Genomic DNA, 21,616 nt, shown 5'->3' with positions numbered 1-21,616 from the left:
CCGGCTTCTGTTCGCGAATGTGCCGGGTAATCGAATGATCAGCTTTACCTTTAAACGGCTGCTCCTGGCGATCCCCACCTTGCTGGTGATGCTGACAGCAATCTTCGTGCTGGTGCGTCTCGTTCCAGGTGATGCGGCATCCGTCATCCTCGGCGACCAGGCAACCGAAGCCTCGCTTCGGGCGATGCGAGCCCGGCTCGGGCTCGATCAGCCGATCCTGGTCCAATACCTTCACTTCCTCGGAGAGGTGCTTACCGGAAATCTCGGGCAATCGCTGAGCAGCGGCCGGACGGTCGTTCAGGAGGTCCTGCTGGTGTTGCCCTCCACGATCCAACTTACCTTGGCGGCCATCGTGATTGGAATCGTCCTGGGTCTGCCGCTTGGAATTCTCGCGGCGCTCGGCCGCAACAGCTGGATCGACTACGTTTCGCGGCTGGTCTCGTTGGTCGGACTCTCGTTCCCAGCGTTTGTGTCAGGCATCCTTTTGCTCATCGTATTCGCAATCCATCTGGGGTGGTTCCCGGTTCTCACGTCCGACAGCACCGATCCGTTCGAACGGTTGCGAAGCCTTGCCTTGCCTGCGCTGAATCTCGGCTTGATCCTGATGGCCTATGTCGTGCGTGTCACGCGGTCATCCATGCTGGGAGTTCTTGGCGAGGATTACATCCGCACAGCGCGCGCGAAGGGGGTAACTCCCACGCGGCTGGTCATGCGACACGCTCTGCGCAATGGCCTCATTCCGGTGGTGACCGTTGTTGGCCTCTACTTCGGTACGTTGATCGGAAATTCGGTGCTGACGGAGATCATCTTCAACCGGCCGGGCCTCGGCAAGCTGATCTTCGGGGCACTCAACTCTCGCGACTATACGCTGCTTGAGGGGCTGATGATCATCTTTGCCATCTGCGTCATCGTCGTGAATACGCTGACGGACATTACCTATGGGCTTATCGATCCGCGGGTGAAGTACAAATGACGATCGAGGTTGCATCGGTTGCAGTGGCGCAGCCCAGTCGATTGTGGGTGGCCTTCTCCAGAAATCCCCTGTTCTGGCTAGGTGCGCTGCTCCTTGCGGTCATCATCATGGTGGCGGTGCTCGCGCCGCTGATCGCGCCTCATGACCCGCTGGAGCAGAATATTGTTGCCAGGCTCGAGCCGCCGTCAGCGGAGTTCCTGTTCGGAACGGACAATTATGGTCGAGATGTCCTGTCCCGTCTGATCTATGGCGCCCGCATCTCTCTCATGGTCGGTTTTGTCGCCATCCTGATTGCGATGACGATCGGCTGTACGATCGGAATCGTTGCGGGTTATGTCGGAGGAGCGCTGGATCAGGTCGTGATGGGCGTGCTCGATGTGATGCTCTCGTTTCCAGCTCTCCTGCTCGGCCTGATGATTGCAGCGATGCTCGGCGCCAGCCTTCAGAACCTGATCATTGCAATAGCAATCACGGAGATCGCACCGTTTGCGCGAGTTGCCCGTGCGCCAACGATTGCTTTGAAGCAGCAGGACTTCGTGATCGCCGGTCGAGCGCTTGGGTTCGGACCCGTCCGGATCATGGGGGTTCATATTCTCCCCAACCTCATCTCGGATGTGGTGGTGATGAGCTCGTTGTGGATGGCGTCCGCGATTCGCACGGAAGCATCCCTGAGCTTTATCGGGCTAGGAGTTCCGCCACCGACACCGACCTGGGGGAGCATGATCCGCGAAGGGTTCGACAACATCCTTGACTCCTGGTGGCTCGCGGTCTTCCCGAGCCTTGCGATCTTGTTGACCGTGCTCGCCCTCAATCTCCTGGGAGACGCTCTGCGAGATGCAATCGATCCAAAGCTGCGGGGAGAATAGCAGGCATGACGTCGTTTCCCAGGCCAGCTCTCGACCTGCGCAATCTACAGACCGAATTCCGAATCGGCGGCCGCTGGTATCCGGCCGTCCGGAACGTCTCGGTCTCACTGATGCCCAATGAGACGCTCGCGGTCGTGGGCGAGTCGGGCAGTGGCAAGAGCGTCACGGCCCTGTCTATCCTACGATTGCTTCCACGTGCCGGTGCTCGCATCCAGGGCGGAGAGGTGCTGTTCGAGGGCCAGGATCTGGTGACATTGTCCGAACGGGACATGAGCTCCATCCGGGGAAATTCGATTGCGATGATCTTCCAGGAGCCGATGACGAGCCTCAATCCGACCATGACGGTGGGAGACCAGATCGCGGAGGCGATCCTCATTCATCGTGGAGGATCGCGTATGAAGGCCAAGGCTGAGGCGCTTCGGCTCTTGACAGAGGTCAAGATTCCGTCGCCGAAGAGCCGGCTGGATGAGTATCCGCATCAATTTTCGGGAGGGATGCGCCAACGCGTCATGATTGCCATGGCACTCGCCTGCCATCCGAGGGTTCTTCTGGCCGATGAGCCGACGACGGCACTCGATGTGACGATCCAGGCGCAGGTGCTGACCCAACTCGAAGAGCTCAAACAGGCCTACGGAATGTCGATGCTGTTCATCACGCATAATCTTGGCGTGGTTGCGCAGATCGCCGACCGTGTTGCCGTGATGTATGCGGGCGAGATTGTAGAGCTTGCGGCTGTCGACGCGCTGTTCGCAAAGCCCATGCATCCTTATACGGCGGCGCTGCTGCGCGCCATGCCGCGAGCTGACCGGGGCAACGAGAGCCTGGAGCCAATCCCCGGCAGCGTTCCCGGCTTGTCCGCTGTTCCAACAGGCTGCGCCTATGCGCCCCGCTGTCCCTTCAAGGACCGCAGCTGTACCGAACTGCACCCCGAGCTCGTATCATCAGGTGATCCCGGACATCTGGTGCGCTGTCCCGTCAGGCCGGTCGGAGGAGTGCATTGATGACGACGTCCCTGGGAAGCGGCGACTTTGTCGTACGCAATCTTTCGAAGACATTCGTGAGAAACGGACGTTCGGGCGCCAGAAGCGTCCGGGCGGTCGATGATGTGTCTTTCCGCGTTCCAAAGGGGACTTCCCTTGGCCTCGTGGGCGAGTCCGGCTGTGGCAAGTCAACGGTCGCGCGTGCCATCCTTCGGCTCATCGAGCCCGATAGCGGATCAATCTCATTCGACGGCATCGATGTCCTGGCCGCAAAGGGTGCCGCCTTGCGTGCGTTGCGGCGCCGGATGCAGATCGTCTTTCAGGATCCATATTCTTCGCTCAACCCGCGCCGAACAATTCGGCAGACTCTGGAAGAACCCCTTCGGGTTCATCTGCGTCACTCATCCAAGGAGATCCGCGAGAAGGCGGAAGCTGCCATGGTCGAGGTCGGGTTGCCGCGAGACGCACTGGAACGCTATCCGCATGAATTCTCCGGCGGCCAGCGGCAACGGATTGGCATTGCACGGGCGCTGGTGCTGGATCCCGAACTGGTTGTCGCGGACGAGGCCGTTTCTGCTCTCGATGTTTCGGTCCAGGCGCAAATTCTTCGACTGCTGGAGGGACTCCGCGAACGCCGCGGCCTGTCGTTCTTGTTCGTTTCGCATGATCTCGGAGTGGTCCGCCATTTCTGCGACCGGGTCTGCGTCATGTATCTTGGGCGCATCGTCGAAGAGGGGCCGACGGCCGATGTTTTCGACCGTCCGTTGCATCCGTATACCAGGCTTTTGCGCGACAGCTATCCAGTGCCAGACCCAAGGGCACGCCGGCCTCTGATCCAGATCGTGGGAGAGGTTCCTTCTGCAGCCAATCCGCCTCCGGGCTGTGGCTTTCATCCGCGTTGCGGGCGAGCGGAAGGTCCATGTTCCGTCGAAAAGCCGGAGCTTGAAATGTCGGGAGACGGCCGATCCCGGGCATGTCACTTCCCTGAAACAAGCGATATCGCGTGGGGGAGCCTGCGCATCGGCGCGCGATGACTGAAGTCCCGCCAAGGGAATTCGCCAAGGGAATTCATTGGTGAGCTCATCGTGATCATGATCCGGTTGCCCGATCCCTTGGATCGAAGTCGATCGAGCGGGGGCTTGGCTGAGAGGTCAGCGCGAGAGCCTCTTCATTGATCAGTGCCGACCGGGGCTTATCGATCCGATCGGTGTTGCTTTCGCGCGTCGTTGACCAGATCGGGTCGTGGCACGTAGGTGGCAGGTCCGTCCGGGGCAAAGTCAAGCGAATAGCCCAACCCTCGCACCGTGCGGATATAGTTCGGCTCGCCACGTTCACAAAGAGCCTTGCGAATACGGCTGATGTGAACATCGATTGAGCGCACCGCGTTCTCCTGAGTATGTGCTCGTATGCTGCAAAGAATCTGCTCCCGAGAAAAGACCTTTCGGGGGCATTCGAGGAGGTGTTGCAAGATCCGATATTCGACGGGGCAGAGGCGAACGGAGCGCGCTCCTCGGGAGACGCGATGCGCGTCGGACTCCATGACGATGTCGGCAAATCGAAGCACTTTGAGACTGGAACAAGCCGATTCGCGCAGAATACCATGCAGCCGGTCGATGAAGATGTCCGGAAGAAACGGCTTCAATATATAGCTTGTCCGATCCGTATGGACGCAGGTCTCCTCGAGGTGGGGCGATACGCTTGCCATGATCAGCGTCGGCACAAATTGCGTTGCGGGGTCCCGGTGCAGCTGTTCGAGCGCGCAGGCTACCCGATCCCCGCAGGATACGTCGTCCAGGGCGATCAAGCCGGGCCGCACGGCGGTGGCGGAGGCGATCGCATCTGTCAGGGTGTCGGTCAGCATGCAGTCGAAACCGTTGCTTTCGAGAATGTATTTGAGGAGGCTCGTGAATCCCCTGTCGCCAACCATTAGGATGCGCGGTCTCGTAGGCGTAGACATGGACCTGCCTGCGTCGGAGGCTGCAGACGCAGGCGCAGATATCTGGTCGCATCCCGCCGCGGGGTGGTCGACGCCCGACTCCGTCGTCCAGCCGGTCGCGACTGCAAAGCCTTTGTCCTGATTTTTAGCTGAGTTTGCGACACTGCAGGACTCCTCGGCCACCTCGTCGCTGTCAGCCAGGACTGCTCTGTGCATCATTCCCATCTCCATCATGCGTCCGCGCGTCAGAGGCAGTAGAGCAGCTTCCGGTGCGCGGGGCAGCTACCAAGCCGGATAGGGGACTGGACGTGTACGGCTACCGTCGGCAACCTGAGGGCGGGCACGGATCAGTGAATGGATGGTGATGCATTTCCGTAAATGGTGGTCGCCGCTGCGGAATAGGAAGCCTGCGCTCCGGATCGCGGATCTCTACCAGGGTTGGTAGTGGCAGAGCGTGGTCGGTCGCCCTATCTTTGTGGCGCAGCTCTCCGTGCCACACCCGGTCGCAAGTCATCAAGCTTGGCGCGTCCAGTCGAAGGTTCCATGGTATGATTTTCGGAGAGGCGCAGATGGTCAGCCGTATCGGATTTATGCAGGGCGACCTCATGGAGCGGGCTGACAAGAGAGGGCGGGGCTTTCTCACGGATTGCTGGCGCGAGGAATTCTCGGTCGCCCAAAAGGTCGGATTCGAACTGATCGAGTGGCGGATCGGTGAAGAGCCGATCCTGATGAATCCCGTGATGTCGACCACTGGACGAGATCAGATGCGGCGGCTCAGCGGCGAATGCGGCATCTGCATTCCCTCGCTGTCCGCCGATTTCATGATGCAATTCCCGTTTTACATGGTCACCGGCCGCGAGCATCGGGCGCGGCTCGACCTGCTCGGTGCTGTGATCGAGGCGTGTGCCGAGATCGAAATCAAGCTTCTCGTGATGCCACTCACGAACGGTTGGCAACAGCTTTCCTCTCGCGAGGCGGTGGCACTTCGATCCGGACTGGATCGGCTTGCGCCGCTCCTCGAGGCTTGCGGCGTGGTCCTCTCCCTTGAGTCCGATCTCGATCCGCGGTGCTTGGTCTCGCTGATCGAGCCATACCCGGCAGACCGGTTCGGCATCACCTACACAGTTGGATGTCGACCGTCGATCCGCGCTGATGCGCATCAGGACCTCGCCGCTTGCGGCAACCGGATCGTGAACGTCCGCCTCAAGGACTGGAATTTGGACGTAGACCGCGCTTCGCCTTCCCGTCAGCGGACCAGCCTCGCCGACGCGCTGAATCAGCTGAAACGCGCTGGCTATCGGGGCGATCTTATTCTTCAATCGGCCCCTGGTAACTCTCGCGCAGCAGTGCTCGCCCAGTACGGTGCCATGGCGGCGACCTGGTGGAGCTTCGGTAGGTCAGATCATCTCAGTCTTGCTCCAGGGATGGTCGAGGCGAGCGAGAGCCGACAACAGCTGGCGCATACGCGGTGAGCTCGGAGCTACGCCGAGACGAAATCCCTGCTGACTGTGAACCGCTCTGCATGAATTCGGCGCGCCCAGGGCTCGCTTAAGACGAAGCATGATCCTGGCGGCTGCCCTTGGCCAGGTGGCGGTGGCTAATCCGGCGCGCGAAATAGCAGTGCTCAAGATCAGGTCGATCTGTTGACTGCGCAAGCACGTCAAGTCGCGCACTTTTGCATTTCTCAACAACTCATTATTAGTAGTCAAGCAGCCTATGTTAGCGAGATGCGTCTGTATGTTTACTGGATTATTATGTTGACCAGATCGCGCGGCTCCAAGAATACTGCGATCTACGTTAGGTTGTGTAATGGAGCAGCGACATGCAGACGTCGGTTTCGATCATTGGTGCCGGGAATTGCGGGTGTGCGTTCGCGGCCGATCTTGCCAGTCGAGGAGCGAATGTATTGTTGTACGCGCATCCCGAGCATCGCCGGCACGCGGAGACGATCGAACGCAACGGGTATCTTGAAGCAGGCCTCAAGATCGAAGGTCGCTTCCATCCGGATGTCAGCTCGGACATGGCCGACGTTGTCCGGTTCTCCCGGTTCATCGTCATCACTGTCCCGTCATATGGCCACGAGGCCGTCCTGAGCGAACTTGCAAAGTTCGACCTCAGCAAGCATGTCGTCATTTCGATCACGGGCAACTTCTTTGCTCTGATGGCGCGCAGACAAATCAATGCGCGGTACATCCTCGAAACCGCCACGGCGCCATACGCCTCGAGAATGCAGGATGGCAAGGTGATGGTGATGGGCGTCAAGAGCATCATGCCGATCGCGGCGATGCCGGTGGACGTCGGTGAAGCGTTGCGCGACGAGATCGGCGCAATCTTCTCGATGCCGCTGGAGTGGCGCAGCAATGTTCTCGAGATCGGAATGTCTTGCATTACCGGGGTGATCCATCCGACGCCGGCGCTGATGAACGCCGGATGGATCGAGACGCGAAAGGGCGACTTCTATTTCTATCGTGAAGGCATGTCGGCGTCGGTCGCCCGCGTCATCGACCAGGTCGACAGGGAGCGAATGGCGATCGCCAGGGAATTTGGCTTCAGGCCGCAGTCTGTCGTGGCGATCATGAACAGCTACTACGACAGAAGCTTTGCCAGCTTCGGCGAGTTCGCGAAACAGACGGTCGAACACAACACCACGAAGATGGCCCCTCAGCACCTGCGCGACAGGTTTATTGTTCAGGACGTTCCATACGTTCTGGTTCCCTGGTTCGAGCTCGGCGTCAAAGTGGGTCTCCATTCCACCGCGATCAAGTCGATCATCGATCTCGCCTCCATCGTCAACGAGACGGATTATCTGGAGACAGGCCGAAATCTGCGCAGGCTGGGACTGGACGCGGCCTCCAAGGGGCAGGTGATCGAGACATTCAGCGCACGGCTTGCGCCATGGGGCGATGAGCTTCGCCGTATCGCCTAGATCTGGGCCGCTTCTCGACGAGGAGGCTTCCATGACGATCATCAGCAGCCGGCAGGACGTGCCAGACAGCTCGGCTTCGTCTCACCTGCCGGCGATCGGCTATAAGGTGCTCTCGGCAGCGGTGCTCGCCGTCATGTTCGCCTTGATCAAGAAGTTGGGCGGCGAGTACCCCGTTGGACAGATCGTGTTCGTTCGGAGTTTCTTCGCTCTGCTGCCGATTCTCTGGCTTGTCCGGCGTCTCGGGGGGTATCGCCTGCTTCGCACCGAGCGGCCGGGGGCTCATCTCCGCCGCTCCGTCGCCGGTCTTTGCTCTCTCTTTTTCAGCTTCACCGCGGTCGGGATGCTGCCGCTCGCGACCGCGACGGCGCTCGGCTACGCAGCACCATTGTTCATTACGCTGTTTGCCATTCCCTTGCTCGGGGAGAGCATTCGCCTTCATCGTCTTGTTGCCGTCGTTTTCGGATTTGGCGGCGTGCTGCTGATGGCCCATCCCGATGGAAGAGGGCTCTCCTCGGGAGTCTTGTTCGCGCTGGCCGGTGCGGTGGCTACGGCCCTCGCATTGATCTCCATCCGCAAGATGCGGGACACCGAGACGAGCATGGCCATTGTGTTCTACTTTTCCCTGTCGGGCACGCTGGTGAGCGCTGCGACGCTGCCGTTCTCTGCGGTCTGGCCGAGCACGACCGACTTGCCGATCCTCGTCGCTATTGGTGTTCTGGGCGGCGCTGCCCAGATTCTGCTCACCAAGGCCTACCATATGGCGCCGGCGAGCGTCGTTGCACCGTTCGAATACGCCACCTTCGTCTTTGCCTTTCTGCTCGGTCTCATCGTCTGGCGCGAGATGCCGGTCCCGATCGAGCTGGCCGGGATTGCCGTCGTGATCGCCTCAAATCTCTTCATTGCCATGTACGAGCAGCTGACTGGAGTTTCGTCAAAGCTTCGCTTGCCCGGCAAGTGGCACCACACTGCGGCGGTCCGTGCTAAAACCGACTGAAGGGGAGCAGCGCGGGATCTGGCTCGACCCCATAACCCCGACGAATAGGTGCTCGCAAAATTCGACTTTGACTTCCTGCTGCCATTCGCGAGGAAGATGCTCAGAGGCCAGCTTCGGGCCACTTCGATAGAGTTCAGTCTGCCCATCATGGGTCGGACGGCTGCGCTACCTCACCTCGTCCGATCCAGCATACATATTGATGATCCCTGGAGGCCGCATGACATACACCGCTGCCGAGCTGCTGGCCGAATGGGTCAGCGCGAGCAAAGTTCCAGAAGACGCCCGGATCAGTGCGGCGAAATGCGCGCTCGATTTGATGACGGCCGCGATAGCCGGCCATGAGACGCCGAATGCGGTGGCCGTGCGCCGAATTGCGAACGCGACTTGGGGCCATGGACCGGCAGCGATGTGGTTTTCGGGAGAGCGGTCGACCGCTGCGGGGGCAACCTTCGTCAATGCCGCCTGCGCGTGCTCGCTCGATCTGGATGATGGCCACCGCGCCGCTTCGGGGCATCCCGGCGCAGCGGTCATTCCGGGGGTATTGTCGCTGCTCGGCTGTCCGTCCCTGGACGGGCAACGGGCGCTGGCCGCCATTGCTATCGGGTATGAGATAGGCGTTCGTATCTCTGCTGCCCGGGATCTGCGAAGCGTTCCGACAGTGAACAGCGGACTCTGGAGCGGTCAAGCCGTTGCCGCAGCGGTGGGTTGGGTGCGAGGGCTCTCGCGGAGCCAGATCGCACACGCGATCTCAATCGCAGGCACAACGGCGCCGAGCCAGTCGGCTACGCCATACACCCGGTTCAGAGGCAACAGTGTCAAGGAGGGGATTCCATGGGGCGCTGCCAATGGCATCCTGGCGGTCGATCTGGCCAAGCAGGGCTTCACCGGACCGATCGACATTCTGGACAGTTCAGAACGTTACGATCGGGCGCGGCTGCTCGACGGGCTCGGAACGAGTTGGCTCATCAACAGCACCTATTTCAAGCCCTACAGTTGCTGCCGTTGGATTCACGCGCCGATTGATGCGCTGCTCACATTGCTGAAAGAAAATGACATCGACCCGGGAGTCATCGTCGACATCGAGGTGGAGACCTTTGGGAGGTCGTTGACCCTGAGCAACGAGGTGGCGCCGGGTACGCTGGAGGGAGCGCAGTACAGCCTTCCCTTCTGTCTCGGTGTCGCCGCGACCAGTGGCGCACCGGCCTTGCTCCCCTTGAGCAACGAGTCGCTGACGGATCAAAGAGCGATCGAGATCGCCGGGCGTGTCAGGATGAGCGTCAATCCCGAATTTGAGCTCATGTTCCCGGCGGCGGTTCCCGGGAGGGTTCGCATCACCACGGCTTCGGGCGCCTTTGAGCGGACCGTGTTGGCGCCCAAGGGAGAGCCGACGAACCCGATGAGCTGGGATGACATCGGGTCGAAATTCCAGGCCATTGCAGCTGGCCGCGTCGATGCTCGTGTCGCGGCTGGAATTCCAAGTGCGATTGGCGCGTTGCGAAGGGGAGATGTTGCGCCGTTGCAATCGCTGCTGGAAGCAAGGCTGTTCGTCAGCACGAATGACGCATCGCCCGTCGAGCGGCTCAAGATCGCCCATTAGGCGACGAGGGGCGAAGTGACGGCGGCAAAAAGTCTTCCTGCCAACAGACGTCCAAGCAGATCGCATTGTCCCATCCGATGAAACGGAGCGTCCGCGGCAGAGCCGGCGAGGGGGCACGGGCGACACGATGTCTGCAGCAGACGAGCACCTTTCTTGCGATGCGGTGTGGGTCGGCCTCCTGATGGAGGTCACCAGCAAGCGGCACTACCTATAAAGGTAGTGGTCCTGAATTCGGTCGCATGCCTGTCATGGTATGGGTGGGCAGTGGCTACTCGCGTAAGGCGAGTAGTGATGGAAAGGCTTGCAAAGCACTGGGCCGCAGTGCGGATGTCGGACGAGCTTTCTGAGCCAGAGATGCCGCCGACGGCGTAGGACCACCAATCTGGGTAGCTCGCCAAGCGCAAGCTTGCGTGTCATGAATGGGTCAGGCTAGCGGAGCGCAACCTTCATTTCTGTATCGGCTGATCTCGTGGGATGAGCCGACGTCAAAGATGATTTTGTTTCCGATGCTCGCCATGTGAGCTCTCCACGTTGAATCGTCGCGGAACTCTGGCAGTCTAGAACCTATTGATTAGGGCCTGAAGCAGTATTGTATTGATGTTAATACGACTGAGCGATATCGTCTCACGTCGAGAAGGAGAGGCGACGGCGTCCGTGGGTGCACGTCGATCCCTTGTAACCGACCGGCTGTCGGCGACCTTCCACCGACCGTTTTCGGCCTGGAGTTCGGTGATGTCTCTTGATGAAACCCTGCGGATTTTGGCAACCGTCGAGCCAGGTGGTCCGATGCTTGACGAGAAAGCCATCGAAAACAATCCCGACGCCGTGCTGGTTGCCCTGGGACGCAGCTTTGAAGCGCTCTCCGCAGAACTCGCAACTCTCCAGCAGCAGGATGCGCAATCAGCCGCGACGACCTGCGATGCAAAATCGCAGGTCGCCGCCGTGGTGCTGCCCGGTGTAGAGCGCATCGAAGCGGTCTTGAGCTCGCTTGACCCGATCGAGCGCGCCATCATGGCGATTCCGGCCAGAACGGTCGTCGGTCTGGGGGTAAAGGCACGACATGCTGCACATGTGCTCTCAAATTACTGGACGGAGGTCCCCGAGAGGCTCGACTGGGATGCCCGGACCGTGCGGCATCTCATCGAATCCGCTTGTTCAGTGGCCGGCGTAGATCTGAGCTGAGGTCTTTGCTGCAGGCGATCTTCGTCACGGTGCGATCGTCTTTTGCGTAGGCAGCGAAGCTCGTGAGCCTCAGTGGCGTTGCGCAATGAGGACTTGCGATTCGATGACCTCTACGACGCCGCCGGCGGTTGCGAATGGCGACATCTCCATCGTCAATTCCTGCGCGAGCTGATCCGAGAGTGCCCCCAGCTGTTCAGGCGAGGAGGTCGACATCGATAGTGCCCGATCGATCAGTCGGGCGACAGGTACGTGACGCTGCTCAATGATACCAATTCGGGTGAGCTGACTGAAGCGCGACTCCAGCAGGATCGTTTCGTGACGTAGGCGCTCCGGTGCAAAGCCGACACTTCTATTGGTGAAGCGATCGACGACTTCCGCGTAACGCTTGTACCAGGCGTTCTGCGGGACATCGGAACGTACGTCATTGAACAGCATGATTGCGCCGTCCTCATCGATCAATGGGTCGAGCTTTCGCAGCGTATCGGCACGATCCATCCAATGAAAGGCGCGTCCAATCGCCACGGCGCGGAAGCGGCCGAGCTGCGGACCGAGGTCGAACGAGCTGCCTTGGATCAGTTCGATCTCAACGGCCGCCGCGTTGGCGATCGCCTGAGCAGCCTCTAGCATGGCAGGCTCCGGATCTATTCCGATGACCTCACCGACGAGCGGCGCAAATGCGATGCCGAGCCACCCTGGTCCACAGCCAAGATCCATCAATCGGTGGTCTTTGGTCAGACGAAGGTGTTCCGCCACGGCTTGGATGAGCGCGGGTGCGTAATTCGGTCGCCCCGCCACGTAGTGAGGGACCGTCGATTGAAAGCGAGGGAATGAAGGAGAAACTGGTTCGGACGTCATCTGTGTCGTTCGGCCGCCGTGCAGAGGCTGGTTCTTGTGACGTGTCCCGGTGCGGGCCGGTCCGCCCACGGCGGGGGCCCCATGAGATCGAGAGCGTTTCTCCTTCGCGCACCGAAATGTCGGTTTGGACGGGATGTGCTTGGGAGTTGGCGCGCTTGCAGGCAGGCTAGAAATCTTTCAATGGCATACGAAGCTCGTAGGTTGCAGGTGGAGCCAGCAGCTCGAAGTGCTGAATCGGACGGCCGCCGCCGTCGAAATGGATGCGCACCACCTTCAAGAGCGGTGCGCCTATCGCGACATTGAGGCGTGCTGCGACAATGGGATCGGCTGCAGCCGCCGTCACAACCTGCTCGCCAGATGCGAATGTAATGCCGAAGCGCTGCAGAATCGCATAGAGCGATCCCCCTTCCAGGTCTTCAGGACCAAATTGCCGTCCGATCGCTTCCGGAATGTAGGTCGTAACCTGCATGATTGGCCAGTCATTCATGTAACGGATGCGAACTGTTCGCTGGAAAAGGTCGTCTGACTGGGCTTGGAAGTGCTCGCGAACGTGACGAGGGGCCACCTTGAACTCGAACTCGACCACGTGAGCTCGCGTCGTGCGCACAATCTCCCTGTTTCGGGCAGCGAGGTCCATCATCGGCACGGTGAGAGGCTCTGGCTTCGAGAGCTCCCGCACGAACGTGCCGATGCCCTGGCGGCGTTCAATCAGTCCGAGCTCATCGAGAGTGTCCAAAGCTGCCCGGATCGTCACGCGCGAGACGCCGAAGAGCCCAGCCAGATCCGCCTCCGCCGGCAATACTTCTCCTGGTGCATAGCGGCGTTCTGCAATTTCATCCTGCAGAACCAAGAACACCTGATGATGAAGCGGGATGTCGCGCCGACGTCTTGCAAGGATCGCGGGCCGTCTTTTAGGGCGCTTGGGCTCATCTGTCGGACGCGTTTTCCGCGCCGTCTTCTTGACGACAGAAGCAGAAGCGTCCGAATGCTGCGGAACTCGGGGCGCCACCACCTAGCCTCGATCCCTCAGTGCCGCGGGCGTGTTCATCGACTCGAGCTCTCCGCGGTGCTATTTCGATGCTAGCGTCTGGAGAGCCTTTTCGACGAATCTGTTCGTAAATGTCTCGGCGAGATCGACCTTCACGCCACGCAATTGTGGGTCGACGGTCGACAACACCTGAAATGCAATGCCCGCGCTCTCGGCGCTGAACCGGCCATCGGGGGAAAACATGTCTCGTGTGCCCCGGATGGAGGCAAGAAATATGTTTCGATCGGGCTTGGCCCATTCCTCCGGGAGCGCATCAGCAATCTCATCGACGGATGCGCGATCAATCCACTGGAGGGCGCGCACCATCGCGAGAGCAAAAGCCTGGAGTGTATCGGGATTGCGTTCGATGAAGTCCGACCGTGCGTAAATCGTCCCTGACGGATAGAGGCCACCGAAAATGCCGATTGTGCCTTCGTTGGTGCGAGTGTCGGCGACCAGTTTGACGTCGCCTGTGGCTGTCAGTGTCGTCAGCGCCGGCTCTCCCGTCACGACGGCATCAACGGCGCCGTTGCGGATCGCTGCCACGGCGCCCGTTCCACCTCCAACGCTGACGAAGGAAATGTCGGTTGGGGAGACGCCGGCTCGCAAAGCCATGTACTCCACCATGAACTGTGTTTGGGATCCCAACGCCGTGACCCCAATCTTCATGCCTCTCAGGCTGCTTGGGTCGCGATATTCCGCAGCCCTCTCCTTTCGCAGAGCCAATGCGAATGTCGGATGCCTGCCAAACAGCACAACCCCAACGATCTTTTGTCCTTTTGCATGCATCTGAATCGTGTGGTCGAAAGCGCCGGCGGTGAGTTCAGCGCTTCCTGCCACGAGAGCCTGGAGCGCCTTGGATCCGCCGCTCACGTCAAGAAGCTCCGGGTCGAGGCCCGCGTCCTTGAAAAAGCCAAGGCGCTCGGCAAGGGTCACCGGTGCGTATTGTAGGAAAGCCTTGCCGCCGATCGTCACTCTGACTCTGGACGTCTCGACGGAGTTGCCGGCCCGGGCCAAGTTTGCCGAGCCACACAACGCCAATAGCGGAAGCCCGAGAAAACTACGTCGCTGTAACACTGGCCGGTTCTCGCGAGCGTTGTTGAGGGAGGTGTGCCGGTAGTGAACTTTTCTCACGATCCGATCACATTCGAATCATACGAACGATCATCCGCACGAGCAAGGCAAAAGCTCGCCGAGGTTGCACGGGTCGAGCGCACGCAAGGCGATAGTTGTCGGAAATTGCGACCAAAAATTGTCAAGGTAGTTGATGAGCATGGATTGACGCCGGAGGCTGGCCGGTCACGTCCGCCGCCGTGTACCGTTGTTGTTACGTCCATCCTCAAGCAAACGCAGGCGGAGTTGGAAGGAAAGGAGGGCTCGCCGGCAAGGGCACGTGTCGGATCTTCCATCGCTTTCGCGGGAGGCTCACGCCGTGTCGTATCGACAGCTACGCCCCAAACACAGCTCATCTTCAGCTCTCAGCTGCGGTGGATGACCCATCCGAGAAGAGCTGGCTCAAGACCCTGGGTCGTCTATCAGGCGCTCTGGACGCGCAAGGCGCTCTCCTGCTTTTGGTCGATGACGATCTCTCGTCCGTGGACGCGGACCCCATGGCTCGTCAGTTGAGCAAGACTGCGTGACAGGTTTTCGCGTGTCATGCCGATGTGAGACGCCAGCGTACCGCGGTCGAACGGAATGACGATGTTCGAGTGCGCCGGCTCGCGCTGGGAGTCGGCCAAGATCCAGTTGGCAAGACGTTCGATGCTCGATCGCGCCATGATGCCCTTCAACTTTTTGACGGACGCCCGGTAGGCATACCCGAGCTCCTTCGCAACGACCCGTGCGAATGCGATATCTTCGTCGAACAGCGCCCGCACATCTCGGGCGGGGGATCAGCAGACCCCGGGAGTCGACGAGGGTACGGGCCGAATTGAGGTATGCATGGTCGACCACCACTGTAGCAAGTATGAAGGTCGATACGGGACGAAGCAACGAGATGCCCCACTCGGCCTCGTCCTGCTCGGTGTAGATCTCGACGAGCCCCCCAATCAGCACATGCAGGAAATCGGCCTGATCTCCCTCGCGAGCGAGCCGCACTCCGGCGGGAAATTGCCGCAGCAAAGCCGCGCCGAGCAGCTGCTTCAGGTTCTCCTCGCTGATGTCCGCAAAGAGCGGCAGGCTCTTCAATTGGGCGAGTTCGTCGGGGCGCAAGCGAAGCTCCAGCATTGATCCGGCCCAACATTGGTGCCTGGCGAGAGTTTGCAGGCGATATGGGCGTTGAGCTGGAAGCTCGCGAAGATGTGGATCGTTGGCTGGATAGTGCGGGACGAGATATGAGCTAGGGTCCAGCAAAGACGGTTCGATGACATCTGGTCTAGTTCGGCGACGTAGGTAGACGAGATCGACGTCAGAAACCAAGTCATACCGCGCTCCAGCGGCTGTTTTCTCAAAATCTGACCGCGCCCAAGGAAGGTCACGACCCTCGAGCTAAATGAACCCGAAGGTGAAACCCGATCTCTTCGTCGATCTTGCGCGCTGCCGGCCATGACGTGTCGCGGGGGGTCTCCAAGGGACGCTCGTGATCCCCTGCGGATGAATGCACTCATGACGCGAACTGTTCGGGTGTTTCGCGCGTTCAAAAATATCCTGGATGAAAACGTGGCAGATCTTGTCTAATCGTTTCCCGTGGTACATGAATCCTGTGCGACTTGAGGTAGTGCTGGGGCGATGGACGCGGGGCAGAGGGATACGGGGCTTGACTGCCTGACATTGCTGCTGCGGTTCCATCAGGTTGCCGTCGATCCGGCGCAGATTGCACATCAGCTTGCGGGAGAGCCGGTCGGCGTGACCGAGATGCTTCGCTGCGCCAAGCAGCTGAAGCTGAAGGCGCGCGCGGTCCGCCAGAGTTGGGGCGGGCTTGCCAAGCTGCCGCTGCCGGCGATCGTGGCGCGGTCGGATGGCACGTTCGCCATATTGGGCCAGGTCACCGCGGAGGCGGCGTTGATCCAGGACCCGCTGGTCCACCGGCCGCAGAGCCTCAAGCGCGCCGAGTTCGAATCCAATTGGACCGGCATGGTGGTGCTGATGGCGCGCCGCGCCTCGCTCACCGACCTCGCGCGGCGATTCGACATCACCTGGTTCCTGCAGGCGATGCACAAATATCGCCGGCTGCTCGGCGAGGTGCTGCTGGCCTCGTTCTTCCTGCAGCTGTTCGGCCTGGTTACGCCGCTGTTCTTCCAGGTCGTCACCGACAAGGTGCTGACGCATCGCGGCTACACCACGCTCGACGTGCTGGTGTTCGGACTCGTCACCGTCACCATCTTCGAGACCGTACTCGGGGGTCTTCGAACCTACGTCTTCTCCCACACCACCAACCGCATCGACGTCGAGCTCGGCGCGCGGCTGTTCCGGCATCTGGTGGCGCTGCCGATCGCCTATTTCGAGGCGCGGCGGGCGGGCGATTCGGTGGCGCGGGTGCGCGAGCTGGAGAACATCAGGAACTTCATCACCAGCTCGGCGCTGACCCTGGTGATCGACCTCGCCTTCACCTTCGTCTTCCTCGGGGTGATGTTCTACTATTCGCCGTTCCTCTCCTGGATCGTGGTCGGCTCGTTTCCGTTCTACATCGCGCTGTCGGCGGGCGTCACCCCGATCTTCAAGAAGCGGCTCGATGTCAAGTTCGATCGCGGCGCCGAGAACCAGGCCTTCCTGGTCGAGACCGTGACCGCGATCCAGACCTTGAAGGCGATGGCGATCGAGCCGCAGATGCAGCGGCGCTGGGAGGAGCAGCTCGCCGGCTATGTCGGCGCCAGCTTCGATGTGCTGTCGCTCGGCAACTGGGCGAGCCAGTCGGTGCAGTTCATCAGCAAGATCGTCACCGCGCTGACGCTGTATTTCGGCGCGCATCTGGTGATCGCGGGAGACTTGAGCGTCGGCGAACTGATCGCCTTCAACATGCTGGCCGGGCGGGTGGCGCAGCCGGTGCTGCGGCTGGCGCAGCTGTGGCAGGATTTTCATCAGGCGCGGCTGTCGGTGGCCCGGCTCGGCGACATTCTCAACACCACGCCGGAGCCGGCCTTCAATCCCGGCCGCGCGGCGCTGCCGCCGGTGCGCGGCGAGGTGGTGTTCGACCACGTGCATTTCCGCTATCGCGTCGACGGGCCCCTGGCGCTGCACGATGTCAGCCTGAAGGTGCCGGTAGGCCAAGTGGTCGGCATCGTCGGCCCCTCCGGCTCGGGCAAGTCGACGCTGACCAAGCTGATCCAGCGGCTCTACGTGCCGGAGAGTGGCCGCATCCTGATCGACGGCGTCGATCTCACGGTCGCCGACGTCACCTGGCTGCGGCGGCAGATCGGCGCGGTGCTGCAGGAGAACGTGCTGTTCAACCGCTCGATCCGCGACAACATCGCGCTCGCCGATCCCGGCATGGCGATGGAGCAGGTGATCCAGGCGGCCGAGCTCGCCGGCGCCCACGAGTTCATCCTCGGCCTGCCGGACGGCTACGACACCATGGTCGGCGAGCGCGGCGCCAGCCTCTCCGGCGGCCAGCGCCAGCGCATCGCGATTGCACGTGCGCTGATCACCAATCCGCGCATTCTCATCTTCGACGAGGCGACCTCGGCGCTCGACTATGAGAGCGAGAACATCGTCCAGCGCAACATGCGCAAGATCTGCGCCGGGCGCACCGTGTTCATCATCGCGCACCGGCTGTCGGCCGTGCGCAATGCCGACCGCATCCTCACCATCGAGAACGGCCGCTTGGTCGAGGACGGCACCCATGACGAGCTGATCAAGCGGGCCGGGCGCTATGCCAGCTTGCACCAGATCCAGGCGGGGCTCCATGTCGTCGGCTGAGGCACAGAAGCAGGACAACGCGCCGATCTCGCTCGACGCGCGGCGGGGCCGCCGCAACGATGCGCGCGAGTTCCTGCCGGCGGCGCTGGAGATCGTGGAGACGCCAGCCTCGCCCGCGGGCCGGGCTGTCGCCGCCACCATCATGCTGTTCTTCGTCATCGCTATCGGCTGGTCGATCGCCGGCCATGTCGACATCATCGCCTCGGCGCAAGGCAAGATCGTGCCGACCGGGCGCACCAAGACGATCCAGCCGCTGGAGGCTGGCATCGTCGCCGCCATCCACGTCCAGGATGGCGACAAGGTCCGTGCCGGCGCCGTGCTGGTCGAGCTCGACCGCACCGTGACGGAGGCCGAGCGCCGCCGTGTGGCGCAGGGCCTGATGCAGGCGCGGCTGGATGTCGCAAGGCTCGGCGTGCTCCGCGGCAGTTTTGCCGATTTGAACGAACTGCGGCCGCTGGCAGTGCCCGAGGGGGCCGCGCCCACCGACGTCGCGCGCACCCGGGCCGCCTTGCAGGCCCAGGCCGCCGAGCAGCTGTCGAAGCTCGCCTCCAACCTGCAGCAGATCGCGCAGAAGCGCGCCGAGGCGCAGTCGGTCGAGGCCGCGATCGCCAAGATCGACGCCACCCTGCCGTTCCTGCAGGAGACCGCCGACATCCGCCGCAACGCCAAGGAGATCCAGTACGGCAACCAGATCGCCTTTATCGATGCGCAGTCGCGGCTGATCGACCAGCAGAGCGAACGCGTCGTGCAGACGCGGCGCCTCGTCGAGGTCGAAGCCGCGCGGCTGGCGCTGGAGCAGCAGCTGGCACAGACCCGCTCCGGCTTCGAGCGCCAGGTGCTGTCGGACCTCACCGATGCCGAGAAGAAGGCCGAGGAGCTGACGCAGGACCTCGTCAAGGCCGAGCGCAAGATCGCCGAGCAGGTGCTGCGCGCCCCGATCGACGGCACCGTGCAGCAGCTCGCGATGCACACCGTCGGCGGCGTCGTCACGCCGGCGCAACAACTGATGCTCATCGTGCCCGCCGACAGCCAGCTCGAAGCCGAGGCTATGATCTCCAACCGCGACATCGGCTTCGTCAATGTCGGTCAGCCGGCCGAGATCAAGATCGACACCTTCAACTTCACCCGCTACGGCCTCGTCCACGGCAAGGTGCAGAGCGTCTCCCAGGATTCCATCGTTCGCGAGAAGCCGGCCGACAAGCAGACCGGCGGCAAGGCCGGTGGTGCGCTGGCAGAAACCAGCGAGCCGGCCGGGCAGGAGTTCATCTACTCGGCTCGCGTCTCGCTGGAGGAGAAGCAGATGCAGGTCGAGGACAAGATGGTCGGGCTGGCGCCAGGGATGGCAGTGACGGTGGAAATCAAGACGGGAACGCGGCGGATCGTCGAATACGTGATGTCGCCGCTGCTGAGGTACAAGCAAGAGAGCTTGAGGGAAAGATGAGTGTAGAATGACAGGCGCTCTCGTTCGCGGTCACAACTTTGGTGAGCCTTCTACAATTCTGCAATGATTGGATGAGAAGCTTGGTCGTCTCGAATCAAAAAAACAGAAGCGCGATGTGTTTTCCGTTATCAAAGATCGGACGGCTAACGTCTGTGGTCCTCAGTCTGATACTGACCACTGAGATCGCGTCAGCCCAGGGAGCTTCTCGATCCCCTAGCGATGTACCGGAGTTACCAGAGAGGTTGAAATACCTTTTGGATGTTCCATGGTGCACGCGATGGAAGATCGATTGCCTGAGCTGCGAAAGGAAAGACAATCGGATCGTTTGCCAGAAGACGAGTCCGAGCTGCGGAGCGTTCGAAATCTACAGTTGCGACGAGTATAACGTTCCGCCGGAGCAATGCGTGGCTTGGTTTGATGGATGCAATACTTGCGAGAGGATTCAATGCTCGCCGAGTTCTGCGAATTGCGGTCAGGTCTTTTGCACTTCTAGGGCATGCATCAATCATAAGCCGCGCTTTGTGTGCTCAAAGCGACAATATTTCTGAAACAGGGTGGCACTATCGCAATGACAACGAATCCAAACATTCTTCGTCTTTTCGTTACCGAGACTTTCTCGGCACCAGGAACATTTCCTCCGCCCGTTCCTTATGCTGAAGCATACCTGGGCAGCGGTGTGCTTCTCTCTCCGTACTTGTATTTCACTGCTGCGCATAACTTCAGCTATTTAAAAGATCGGCATAATATTTTCACCGACCAGTTGATAGATTTCTCGATGGAGGCGACGCCTGGGGCAGTGCCAGATCCTCAGAGTACGGTGTTGGCAACCTCGCCCTATCCGCCGCAGACGCTGCATTCAACAAATCCGCAGGCGGATCCCAACATTTTTTTTGTCCGGGGCTACACCATACTTCCCGCAGATGTTGCCCAGCCGGCAAAAGATATCGCTCTTGTGAAATCCAGTACGCCATTCTCAAATGGAACTGCTGTGGTAGGCCAAGCTGTTGCATTTTTCATGGATCAACCTTGGACAAGCCCGATCGTAGTTTCCGGCTACGGGACAAATGGGGGCGACGGAAGGTCCCAGCTGGAGGTGTCTACATCGATAAATTCAGTTGATGCAACTGGGGTTGTTCACTACACGAATAACCCTGGAAAGGGATCAAGCGGAGGTCCCATTCTTCAGACACTGGGGCCGCTTGGTGAGCAGGTCGCTATTGGCATCACCGTCGGGAACGCTGGCGCTGACAGCCAAGGTGTGCTGCTAACGTACTCCGATCTACAGACTATACGGTCGTCGTTGACGTCGGCTGAGCAAGGACTTGATCCGGACACGTTGCCGCGGATCTATATCTACGGATCACAAAGTAAGACTGCTAGCGATACCGAGACGATCGACGGATTGGAAGCGCGTCGGAACGCGATTTTCGGCGGCGGAGCAAAGAATTTAGCGAGTGGAGGGAAAGCTAACGATTGGATTTTTGCTGGAGCTGGCGACGACTCTCTAAGAGGGAACGCTGGTAATGACTATCTCGATGGCGGAGCCGGTGTCGATGTCGCACTGTATGATGATGCGACAAAGTCACAAGAACTCATTCTCAAAAGAGGGGTAGTGCCAGACGGTTTAACGCCAGATGGACCAGGCTCAATCCTTTCGGTTACCCGGGGCTCAGAAACGGACATTCTTCATTCGATCGAGAGGTTGAGCCTGTCCGGACAGGCCGATGTCGTGCGATTGGAATCCGGTGCAGATCTCTCTACTTTGAAGGAAATTGATGCTGGCGACAACCCTGATGGAACTCAAGACGTTTTCGATGGCAGGGGTTATGAGGGCATCTACGAAGACAAGGGGCACATACGCGGTAAAGATATTGACATTGAGCTAAAGAATTTCGAGCGTATTCAGATGTCGGACGCGGATGACGTCGATATTGTGACTGGAAGTATTGGCGGAGGAGGGCTTAAAGAATTTGACGCCGGAGGCG

The 21,616-nt window shown here is 60.4% G+C and carries 16 protein-coding genes and 2 pseudogenes; 12 read left to right on the top strand and 6 right to left on the bottom strand.

Annotation, left to right across the window (positions count from 1 at the left end; translation table 11 throughout):
• The first annotated feature begins 34 nt into the window (after positions 1 to 34).
• The 4 genes from S58_RS21380 to S58_RS36755 are packed head-to-tail and all read left to right on the top strand — an operon-like array spanning position 35 to position 3,853.
• Complete coding sequence (locus tag S58_RS21380) at positions 35 to 973, top strand: ABC transporter permease (RefSeq protein ID WP_015667460.1); 939 nt, start codon at positions 35 to 37, stop codon at positions 971 to 973.
• Positions 970 to 1,839 carry an ABC transporter permease gene (locus S58_RS21375; protein WP_015667459.1) on the top strand — a complete coding sequence of 290 codons (870 nt, stop codon included), beginning with the start codon at positions 970 to 972 and terminating at the stop codon, positions 1,837 to 1,839. Before S58_RS21380 ends, S58_RS21375 begins: the two co-directional genes overlap by 4 nt.
• A 5-nt stretch (positions 1,840 to 1,844) precedes the next feature.
• Positions 1,845 to 2,840, top strand: coding sequence for an ABC transporter ATP-binding protein (locus S58_RS21370; RefSeq protein ID WP_015667458.1), 996 nt, complete (start codon positions 1,845 to 1,847; stop codon positions 2,838 to 2,840).
• Positions 2,840 to 3,853 (top strand): ABC transporter ATP-binding protein, encoded by a 1,014-nt coding sequence (locus S58_RS36755; RefSeq protein WP_015667457.1) that lies wholly within the window; start codon positions 2,840 to 2,842, stop codon positions 3,851 to 3,853. Before S58_RS21370 ends, S58_RS36755 begins: the two co-directional genes overlap by 1 nt.
• A gap of 158 nt (positions 3,854 to 4,011) precedes the next feature.
• On the opposite strand, the gene S58_RS21360 is transcribed toward S58_RS36755, so the two are convergent.
• On the bottom strand, positions 4,012 to 4,974 hold the full coding sequence (locus S58_RS21360; RefSeq protein WP_015667456.1) for a response regulator transcription factor: 963 nt from the start codon (positions 4,972 to 4,974) through the stop codon (positions 4,012 to 4,014).
• Between the two features lie 350 nt (positions 4,975 to 5,324).
• Here S58_RS21360 and S58_RS21355 point away from each other — a divergent pair, with 350 nt between their 5' ends.
• From S58_RS21355 to S58_RS21335, 5 genes are all read left to right on the top strand, one after another.
• On the top strand, positions 5,325 to 6,227 hold the full coding sequence (locus tag S58_RS21355) for a sugar phosphate isomerase/epimerase family protein (RefSeq protein ID WP_244440619.1): 903 nt from the start codon (positions 5,325 to 5,327) through the stop codon (positions 6,225 to 6,227).
• Positions 6,228 to 6,577: 350 nt separating this feature from the next.
• Positions 6,578 to 7,681 (top strand): NAD/NADP-dependent octopine/nopaline dehydrogenase family protein, encoded by a 1,104-nt coding sequence (locus S58_RS21350; protein WP_083938646.1) that lies wholly within the window; start codon positions 6,578 to 6,580, stop codon positions 7,679 to 7,681.
• 31 nt (positions 7,682 to 7,712) lie between these two features.
• Complete coding sequence (locus S58_RS21345; protein WP_015667453.1) at positions 7,713 to 8,675, top strand: DMT family transporter; 963 nt, start codon at positions 7,713 to 7,715, stop codon at positions 8,673 to 8,675.
• 217 nt (positions 8,676 to 8,892) lie between these two features.
• Entirely contained in the window at positions 8,893 to 10,272 is a 1,380-nt protein-coding gene (locus S58_RS21340) for an MmgE/PrpD family protein (protein ID WP_015667452.1), read from the top strand.
• 732 nt (positions 10,273 to 11,004) lie between these two features.
• Positions 11,005 to 11,454: a hypothetical protein gene (locus S58_RS21335; protein WP_015667451.1), complete on the top strand. Its 450-nt coding sequence runs from the start codon at positions 11,005 to 11,007 to the stop codon at positions 11,452 to 11,454.
• Positions 11,455 to 11,523: 69 nt separating this feature from the next.
• On the opposite strand, the gene S58_RS21330 is transcribed toward S58_RS21335, so the two are convergent.
• The 5 genes and pseudogenes from S58_RS21330 to S58_RS39075 form a co-directional block, all read right to left on the bottom strand.
• Positions 11,524 to 12,309, bottom strand: coding sequence for a class I SAM-dependent methyltransferase (locus S58_RS21330; protein WP_042340055.1), 786 nt, complete (start codon positions 12,307 to 12,309; stop codon positions 11,524 to 11,526).
• Positions 12,310 to 12,475: 166 nt separating this feature from the next.
• Positions 12,476 to 13,165 (bottom strand): GntR family transcriptional regulator, encoded by a 690-nt coding sequence (locus tag S58_RS21325; protein WP_244440818.1) that lies wholly within the window; start codon positions 13,163 to 13,165, stop codon positions 12,476 to 12,478.
• A gap of 213 nt (positions 13,166 to 13,378) precedes the next feature.
• Positions 13,379 to 14,311 (bottom strand): ABC transporter substrate-binding protein, encoded by a 933-nt coding sequence (locus S58_RS21320; RefSeq protein ID WP_144058365.1) that lies wholly within the window; start codon positions 14,309 to 14,311, stop codon positions 13,379 to 13,381.
• 560 nt (positions 14,312 to 14,871) lie between these two features.
• Positions 14,872 to 15,213 (bottom strand): helix-turn-helix domain-containing protein, encoded by a 342-nt coding sequence (locus tag S58_RS39080; protein ID WP_015667447.1) that lies wholly within the window; start codon positions 15,211 to 15,213, stop codon positions 14,872 to 14,874.
• A 61-nt stretch (positions 15,214 to 15,274) separates the two neighbouring features.
• A pseudogene (locus tag S58_RS39075) lies at positions 15,275 to 15,562 on the bottom strand (transcriptional regulator); the annotation flags it as partial.
• A 501-nt stretch (positions 15,563 to 16,063) separates the two neighbouring features.
• Between S58_RS39075 and S58_RS21310 the strand changes: the two are divergent.
• The 3 genes and pseudogenes from S58_RS21310 to S58_RS39430 all read left to right on the top strand — a co-directional run.
• Positions 16,064 to 18,190, top strand: a complete 2,127-nt coding sequence (locus S58_RS21310; protein ID WP_015667445.1) for a type I secretion system permease/ATPase — start codon at positions 16,064 to 16,066, stop codon at positions 18,188 to 18,190.
• Entirely contained in the window at positions 18,177 to 19,631 is a 1,455-nt protein-coding gene (locus S58_RS21305; protein WP_015667444.1) for an HlyD family type I secretion periplasmic adaptor subunit, read from the top strand. Before S58_RS21310 ends, S58_RS21305 begins: the two co-directional genes overlap by 14 nt.
• A gap of 568 nt (positions 19,632 to 20,199) precedes the next feature.
• Positions 20,200 to 21,177: pseudogene (locus tag S58_RS39430) on the top strand (hypothetical protein); the annotation flags it as partial.
• Between the last annotated feature and the right edge of the window lie 439 nt (positions 21,178 to 21,616).

Source organism: Bradyrhizobium oligotrophicum S58, from assembly GCF_000344805.1.
Lineage (GTDB): Bacteria > Pseudomonadota > Alphaproteobacteria > Rhizobiales > Xanthobacteraceae > Bradyrhizobium > Bradyrhizobium oligotrophicum.
The sequence above is the reverse complement of the archived record's forward strand: the minus strand, read 5'-3'. Positions and strand labels throughout refer to the sequence as shown.